Source organism: Actinoplanes sp. NBRC 101535, from assembly GCF_030269225.1.
GTDB classification, from domain to species: Bacteria; Actinomycetota; Actinomycetes; order Mycobacteriales; family Micromonosporaceae; genus Actinoplanes; species Actinoplanes rectilineatus.
Genome location: NZ_BSSY01000010.1, coordinates 349,598 through 356,943, shown reverse-complemented (window position 1 = coordinate 356,943; position 7,346 = coordinate 349,598). Strand labels below are relative to the sequence as shown.

7 protein-coding genes are annotated in these 7,346 nt (G+C 72.7%); 2 read left to right on the top strand and 5 right to left on the bottom strand.

Going from position 1 to position 7,346, the window contains the following annotated elements:
- Nucleotides 1-193 precede the first annotated feature (193 nt).
- Genes panD through QSK32_RS27800 form a run of 3 tightly spaced genes read right to left on the bottom strand, consistent with a single transcriptional unit; the run spans nt 194 to nt 2,309 of the window.
- Nucleotides 194-622, bottom strand: coding sequence for an aspartate 1-decarboxylase (gene panD, locus QSK32_RS27810; RefSeq protein WP_045744065.1), 429 nt, complete (start codon nt 620-622; stop codon nt 194-196).
- Nucleotides 622-1,455 (bottom strand): pantoate--beta-alanine ligase, encoded by an 834-nt coding sequence (gene panC, locus QSK32_RS27805; protein ID WP_045744066.1) that lies wholly within the window; start codon nt 1,453-1,455, stop codon nt 622-624. Before panC ends, panD begins: the two co-directional genes overlap by 1 nt.
- Nucleotides 1,452-2,309: a Rossmann-like and DUF2520 domain-containing protein gene (locus tag QSK32_RS27800; RefSeq protein ID WP_045744067.1), complete on the bottom strand. Its 858-nt coding sequence runs from the start codon at nt 2,307-2,309 to the stop codon at nt 1,452-1,454. The genes panC and QSK32_RS27800 overlap by 4 nt, the downstream gene beginning before the upstream one ends.
- 108 nt (nt 2,310-2,417) lie before the next feature.
- On the opposite strand from QSK32_RS27800, the gene QSK32_RS27795 reads away from it, so the two are divergent.
- Together QSK32_RS27795 and QSK32_RS27790 are read left to right on the top strand one after the other, a co-directional pair.
- Nucleotides 2,418-3,413: an SAM-dependent methyltransferase gene (locus tag QSK32_RS27795; RefSeq protein WP_045744068.1), complete on the top strand. Its 996-nt coding sequence runs from the start codon at nt 2,418-2,420 to the stop codon at nt 3,411-3,413.
- A 17-nt stretch (nt 3,414-3,430) separates the two neighbouring features.
- Complete coding sequence (locus QSK32_RS27790) at nt 3,431-4,555, top strand: NADH-quinone oxidoreductase subunit D (protein ID WP_045744119.1); 1,125 nt, start codon at nt 3,431-3,433, stop codon at nt 4,553-4,555.
- A gap of 19 nt (nt 4,556-4,574) precedes the next feature.
- Here QSK32_RS27790 and QSK32_RS27785 read toward each other — a convergent pair whose 3' ends face one another.
- Together QSK32_RS27785 and QSK32_RS27780 are read right to left on the bottom strand one after the other, a co-directional pair.
- The gene (locus QSK32_RS27785) at nt 4,575-6,425 is read right to left on the bottom strand and encodes a hypothetical protein (protein WP_045744069.1); all 1,851 of its coding nucleotides are present in this window, start codon (nt 6,423-6,425) and stop codon (nt 4,575-4,577) included.
- A 421-nt stretch (nt 6,426-6,846) separates the two neighbouring features.
- Nucleotides 6,847-7,338, bottom strand: a complete 492-nt coding sequence (locus tag QSK32_RS27780; RefSeq protein ID WP_045744070.1) for a hypothetical protein — start codon at nt 7,336-7,338, stop codon at nt 6,847-6,849.
- Nucleotides 7,339-7,346 lie beyond the last annotated feature (8 nt).

Here is a 7,346-nt window from a genome sequence, read left to right as displayed (position 1 = left end):
GGCGCCCACGACGCCACAACTCAACACACCAGAACGGGCGTGGTGACTTCAGGCGCCCACGACACCACAACTCAACACACCAGAACGGGCGTGGTGACTTCAGGCGCCCACGACACCACAACTCAACACACCAGAACGGGCGTGGTGACTTCAGGCGCCCACGACACCACAACTCAACACGGCGGGAGGGGAGTCAGGCGACCGGAAGGGTCAGGTCGCCACGGGTCAGGTCGCCGGGCATGCCGGGCACCGCGGCCGCCGGGTCGGCACCCAGCTCGATGATCCGGTTAGCGGCGTCGACGTGCACGACCCGCGGCGCGAAGGTACGAGCCTCGGCGTCGTCCATCTGCCCGTAGGCGATCAGGATGACCAGGTCACCGGGGTGCACCAGGTGGGCGGCGGCACCGTTGATGCCGATCACGCCACTGCCCCGCTCGCCCGGGATCACGTACGTCTCCAGGCGGGCCCCGTTGGTCACGTCGACGATCGCGACCCGCTCGCCGGGCAGCAGATCGGCCGCCTCCAGCAGGTCCACGTCGACGGTCACCGAACCCACGTAGTGCAGGTCGGCCTGCGTCACCGTGGCGCGGTGGATCTTGGAGGTGAGCATGGTCCGCAGCATCAGGCGTCCTTGGCGATCTCGAGAGGCACGTTGTCGATCAGTCGGGTGGCGCCCACCCGGGCGGCCACCAGCAGGCGGGCCGGTCCCTCGGCGGGGACGGCCCCGAGGTCGGGCCCGGTGAGTTCCAGGTAGTCCAGGCGTACCCCCGGCTCCTCCGCCAGGATCCGGTGGGCGACGGCCCGGACCCGGTCGGGGTCACGCTGTCCGGCGCCCGCACGCAGCGCACGGGAGAGCGCCAGCGCGGCGCGGCGCTGGTCCGCCGAGAGGTAACGGTTGCGGCTGGACAGCGCCAGGCCGTCCGGTTCCCGGACCGTCGGCACGCCCACGATCTCGACGCCCATCTCCAGGTCGCGAGCCATCCGGCGGACCAGGGCGAGCTGCTGGAAGTCCTTCTCACCGAAGTACGCGACGTCGGCGGCGGTCAGCATCAGCAGCTTCTGAACGACGGTCAGCATCCCGGAGAAGTGCCCGGGACGGCTCGCGCCCTCCAGGATGTCGCCGAGCGGCCCCGGGTTCATCGTGATCGACGGCGGCCCGTCCGGGTAGACGTCGTCGCGGGACGGCGCGAAGACCGCGCGGACACCCTCCGCCCGGCAGGCCGCCAGGTCGGCGTCGAGGGTCCGCGGGTACTTCTCGAAGTCCTCGCTCGGGCCGAACTGCAGCGGATTGACGAAGATCGTGACGAGCACGTGCTCGGCGCGCGCCCGGGCCACCCGCATCAGCTCGCGGTGCCCCTCGTGCAGCGCGCCCATGGTCATCACCACGGCCACCTCGCCGTCGAGCGATCCGAGCAGCGTGGACAGTTCGTCACGGGTGTGCACGAGGGCGGTCATGAACGGCTCCCGACAGAGGCACGGGCGAGGACGTCGAGCAGGGCCGTCGCATCCTGCGGGCGCAGACGGCCGGAGGCGATGGCCCGGTCCGCGGTGCGGCGGGCCATCGCGAGATAGGCGGGTGCGGCCTCGGAGGGCATCCGGTCCAGATGTTTCGCGACCGTGCCGGCGTCGCCCCGCGAGACCGGGCCGGTCAGCGCCGCGTCGCCCATGGTCAGCGCGTTCTCCAGGGCCGCGGTGAGCAGCGGGGTGAGTACCCGGCCGGGCTCGCCGACGCCCGCCGCACGCAGCAGGTCGGCGGCCTCGTTGACCAGGGTCACCAGGTGGTTCGCGCCGTGGGCGAGGGACGCGTGGTAGAGCGGCCGGGCGTCCTCGGCCACCCACTCGGGCACCCCGCCCAGATCGGCGACCAGCCGGGTGGCGAACGACCGGTCCCGGGCGGTGACACCCCAGGCGATGCCGGGCAGCCGGGCCAGGTCGGCGTCGGTACCGGTGAAGGTCATCGCGGGGTGCAGTGCCACGCCGCGCACGTCGCCCAGGACGGCCAGCCCGTGCGCGCCGGAGGTGTGTGCGACCACCTGCCCGGGGCGCAGCGCGCCGGTCCGGGCCAGGCCGGCGACCACGGCCGCCAGGGTGTCGTCCGGCACCGCGAGCAGCAGGAGATCGGAGGCGGCCCGGGCCACCTCGTCGGCGGGCCGGATCGCGGCGTCCGGCAGCAGGCGGGCGGCACGGTCGCGGGAGGCGGCGGACACCGCGGCGGCGGCGACCACGTGGTGGCCCGCCGCGGTCAGGGCCGCGCCCAGTACGGCGCCGACCCGACCGGCGCCGACGACGCCGACGGTCAATGCGTTCATCTGTGGATCCAGTCCTCGTTGGCAGGTACCGGTCGAGCGCCAGTATGCGCCGGGTTTACACGGTCGTAGCAACCACGTGTGAACAAGCGCACCGCCTACCCTGACGCCATGACGGCGATCGGATGGCGGACGGCGACGAGGGCGGCCCTGTACGGCCCGGACGGCTTCTTCGTCCGCCGGCACAGCGGCCCCGCTGATCACTTCCGGACGAGCGTCAACGCCTCCCCGCTCTTCGCCACCGCCGTCGCGGGCCTCGTGCGGCGCCTGGACGAGGCGCTGGGCCGGCCGCGGACCTTCGATCTGGTCGACGTGGGCGCCGGCCGCGGCGAACTGCTCACCGCCCTGCTGAGGCTGCTGCCCGCCGACCTCACCGGCCGGCTGCGACCGGTCGCGGTGGAACTCGCGCCCCGGCCGGACGGACTGGACCCGGCCGTCCACTGGCGCGCCGACGTGCCGGACACCGTCACCGGACTGCTGATCGCCACCGAATGGCTGGACAATGTGCCGCTCGACGTGGTCGAGACCGACCAGGACGGACGAGCGCGCAAGGTCCTGGTCGACCGGCACACCGGCGCCGAGACCCTGGGCCCGCCCGCCGACCCGGCCGACGAGTTCTGGCTGCGGCGCTGGTGGCCCGGCCCGGGACGGATCGAGATCGGCTGGCCGCGGGACACCGCCTGGGCGGACGCGGTGGCCGCGGTCCGCCGGGGCGCCGCCCTCTGCGTCGACTACGGACACCGGCGCGGCGATCGGCCCGCCCTCGGCAGCCTCACCGGATACCGGGACGGCCGGCAGGTGCCACCGGTGCCGGACGGGACCTGCGACGTGACGGCACACGTCGCCATGGACGCGGTGGCGGTCGCCAGTGGCGTGGCGTACCGGATGATCCGCCAGCGGGAGGCCCTGCGAGCGCTCGGTGTCGACGGCGCCCGGCCACCGTTGGATCTGGCCCGGACCGACCCGGGCGGCTATCTGCGGGCGCTCGCCACCGCCGGCGCGGCCGGGGAACTGACCGACCCCGCCGGGCTGGGCGGCCACTGGTGGCTCTGGCACGGCATCGGCGTGGACGTCCCGCTCGTGCCCCGTGGGACGATGCAGCCGTGACCGACGCTCTGCGGGAGATGACAGTAGGCACCGGGGCCGGGCTGGACACGGCCGACATGGTCCTCAACATCGGGCCGCAACACCCGTCCACCCACGGGGTGCTCCGGCTCAAACTCACCCTGGACGGCGAGCGGGTGGTCACCTGCGAACCGATCGTCGGATACATGCACCGCGGCGCGGAGAAACTCTTCGAGGTCCGCGACTACCGGCAGATCATCATGCTGGCCAACCGGCACGACTGGCTGTCCGCGTTCTCCAACGAGCTGGGCGTGGTCCTCGCCGTCGAACGCCTGATGGGCATCGAGGTGCCGGAACGCGCCACCTGGCTGCGGATGGCGCTGGCCGAGCTGAACCGGGTGCTCAACCACCTGATGTTCCTCGGCTCCTACCCGCTGGAGATCGGCGCGATCACGCCGATGTTCTACGCCTTCCGCGAGCGGGAGACCCTGCAGGCGGTGATGGAGGAGGTCTCCGGCGGCCGGATCCACTACATGTTCAACCGGGTCGGCGGGCTGAAGGAGGAGATCCCGGCCGGCTGGACCACCCGGGCCCGGCAGGCGGTGGCCGCGGTCCGCCGGCGGATGCCCGACCTCGACCGGATCATCCACCGCAACGACATCTTCATGGCCCGCACGGTCGGGGTGGGCGTGCTCACGGCGGAACAGGCCGCCGGTTACGGGGCCTCCGGTCCGGTCGCCCGGGCGAGTGGCCTCGATTTCGATGTACGCCGTGACGAGCCGTACCTGTTCTACGACCAGCTCGACCTGCCCGTGGTGACGCGGGAGTCCGGTGACTGCCACGCCCGGTTCTCAGTGCTGCTCGAGCAGACCTACGTATCCCTGGACCTGGTGGACGCCTGCCTCGACCGGGTGGAACGGATCGGTGGGCCGGTCAACGTGCGACTGCCCAAGGTGGTCAAGGCCCCCGAGGGGCACACGTACGCGTGGACCGAGAACCCGCTCGGGGTGAACGGGTACTACCTGGTGTCCCGCGGCGAGAAGACGCCGTGGCGGCTCAAGCTGCGGACCGCGTCGTACGCCAACGTGCAGGCGCTGGCGACGCTGATCCCGGGCTGTCTGGTGCCCGACCTGATCGCGATCCTCGGGTCGATGTTCTTCGTCGTCGGCGACATCGACAAGTAGGGTCCGGCACTCGTCTTCGTCACCGGCGCCCGTCCTGGTAACCGCCGTACGTGGCGAAGTCCTCCAACGAGCCGACGTTGGTGTCGTTCGCCGACGGGCGGTGCCGGCGGGCCTTGTACTGCGGGCTGTCGGCGGACAGGTCCTGCGAGTCCTCGTAGCTGTCGTAGCCGCCGTAACCCTGGTCGTAGCCGCTGCCGCCGTACTCGTTGCCGGCGGCGGTCCCGTACTCGGTGTTGGTGCCGTAACCGTTGTCGGCCGGCGTCCCGTAGTCGTTGGCGCCGTTGTACCCGTCCGCCGCGCCGAAGTCGCCGTTGGGGACGTCCGGGCGGCCGTACGTGGGTCCGGGGCGGACCTGGGCGCGGCCGCCGCCGCCCGGTGCCGGGGGTGGTGGCACGGCCGCGGCGGCACGCGGCCGGGGCGCCCCGTTCGGCATCGGCGGAACCGGTGCGGCGCCACCCATCGGGGCAGCGGCCGGACCCGGACCCATCTGACCCGGGCCCATCGGGGCGGCGCCCACGGAGGCGGATCCGACCGGGCCGGAGCGGGCCCCCGACACCGAACCGGTCGAGCCGCCGGGGCCGCCCGGACCGGACGGGCCGTTCACCGAGGCGGTCGCGCGGCCGGACGGGGCCGCCGCGGCACGCGGGCGGGGCACCGGGCCGGAGGCGCCGGTCTGCGGTGACGCGGACGGCGAGACCGGGCGGGCGGTGCCGACCGGAACCGAGGCGCGGCCGCCGGTGGGCCGGCCCGGCTGGGATGGGCGCTGCTGCGGCGGGGCGGGCTGGTGGTACTCCTCGTCGTAGCCGGGCTGGGCCGGGTAGCCGCTCTGGTCGGGGTAGCTCTGGTTCTCGTAGCCCTGGTCGCCGTAGCCGGGCTGGTTCTCGTAACCGCCGCCGGCGTAGCCCTGCTGGTCGTAACCGTCCTGCTGGTACCCGTCCTGCTGATGACCGGCGGCGTCGTAACCGTCCGGCCCGTACGTGTTCGGGGCCGGGTAGCCGCCCTGGTCGTCGTAGCCGTTCGGGGCCTCGTAGCCGTTCGGGGCGTCGTAACCGTTGTGGTCGTCGTACCCGGGCTCGGCGTGGTAGCCGGTCTGCTGCTGGCCGGCGTAGTTCTGGCCGTCCTCGTAGCCGACGGTGGCGTCGTGGTACCCGCCGTCCGGTCCGTAGCCGTTCTGCTGCGGGCCCTGCGGACCACCGCTCTGCTGGGCCGGCGCCTGCCCCTGACCGCCCGGTCCTGGTCGGCCGGGGACCGCACGGCCGTTCGCCGGGGCGAATCCGCCGGGACCCTGCTGGGCCGGCTGGCCCTGCTGTCCCGGACCGTGGGGACCCGGGTTCGGGCCGTTGCCGCCGCCGTAGACGGCCGGCGTCACCGGACCGGAGTCGAAGTCGGGCTCGTATCCGGGCTGGTGCACGAAATCGGTCTGCCCGCCGAACTCGTTCTGCGGGAACTCGTTCGGGGCGGCGAAGTCGTTCTGCGGGGCGAATCCGGGATCCTGCTGCGGCGGGGGCGCCACCTGGGCCCGGCCACCCGGGCCACCGGCCGGTTTGCGGGGTGTCAACGGCGGACGGGGCGCCTCGGGCACCGGCAGGGCGGCGATCGCGGCGCCGAGCTCCGCGCGCATCTCGGCGCGCAGCGATTTCGCCTCCTCGGCGAACTGGTCCTCGACGTCCATCCGCTGCAGCACCGGATCGGCGCGGATCAGCACCGAAGCTCCGAGGAGCACCACGCTGGCGGCGATCAGCACCACGCCGAAGCGGGTCGAACCGATCAACACCACGGCGGCCGCGAGCGGGGCGAGCACCACACTCGCCCAGACGAGGCCACGGAGCAGCTTCGCGCTGTGTCCCGCTTGGGGGTCCCGTTCCGGCATGGGCGCAGATGTTACCGAGGGTGGGTCCACAACAAAACGGGCGAGCGGCGACACATCCCCGGCCTACCCGGTGACGGCCCCGCCGGGTCGGTGTCGATCATTGCCGAACGGAGTGAAACCTCGCGAACGCGGTCCGAAATCACCGCAGGTGGTAGCGACCACTTATGAGGCTCACACAGGCCCGGCACAGCACCCTCCGGTTCGGGAGCACCCTTCCGGACGACTATTTCGGATTTTGTGCGCCAGGGACCGCAAAACATGCGACGACCCTGGTCGATGCCGGTGCCCCGGGGTTCCGGCACCGCGAGGGCACCCCGAACCCCGGCCGCGGGAACGTGAACCACGCCACACCTCGTACGCAAAAGGCAGCAAAGCGCCCGCCGGGATCGACGGACGCCTCACTACGGGGGTGGTGCACTCGTCACCGGGTGCCGCGCCAGCCGCCCAACGAGGCCAGACCGACGATCCATCCGACGAAGAGGCCGTACTGCGCCCCGGAGCCGGCCGACCGGAAGGCGCCGAGCAGCGAGGGGTCGGTGAAGAAGAGGGTGGCGAGCAGGGCGGCGAGACCGCCCGCGAAGATGTACGCGGCCCAGCCGGCGAAGAACTGGCTGATCGTGCCGCGCGCCCGGGCCAGCTGGGAACCGGGCAGCAGAACGAGGAAGAGAGCGGTCAGCACCACGACCAGGATCGCCTTGAGGTCGCCGACGATCACGTCCCGCAGCGCGTCGTCGGTGTCGAAACTCCAGTGCGGCCAGGCCAGCAGCTGCAGCCACCAGCCGCCCGCCGTCTCCGGGTCGGTGTTCTTCTGCGCCCAGTCGGAGTACCAGGGGCTGCCGAAGACCAGGACGAGTATCAGTGCGGCAAGCGTGCCCGCACCCGGTGCGGTCTTGTAACGGTTACCGAGAGCCATGCGCCCCG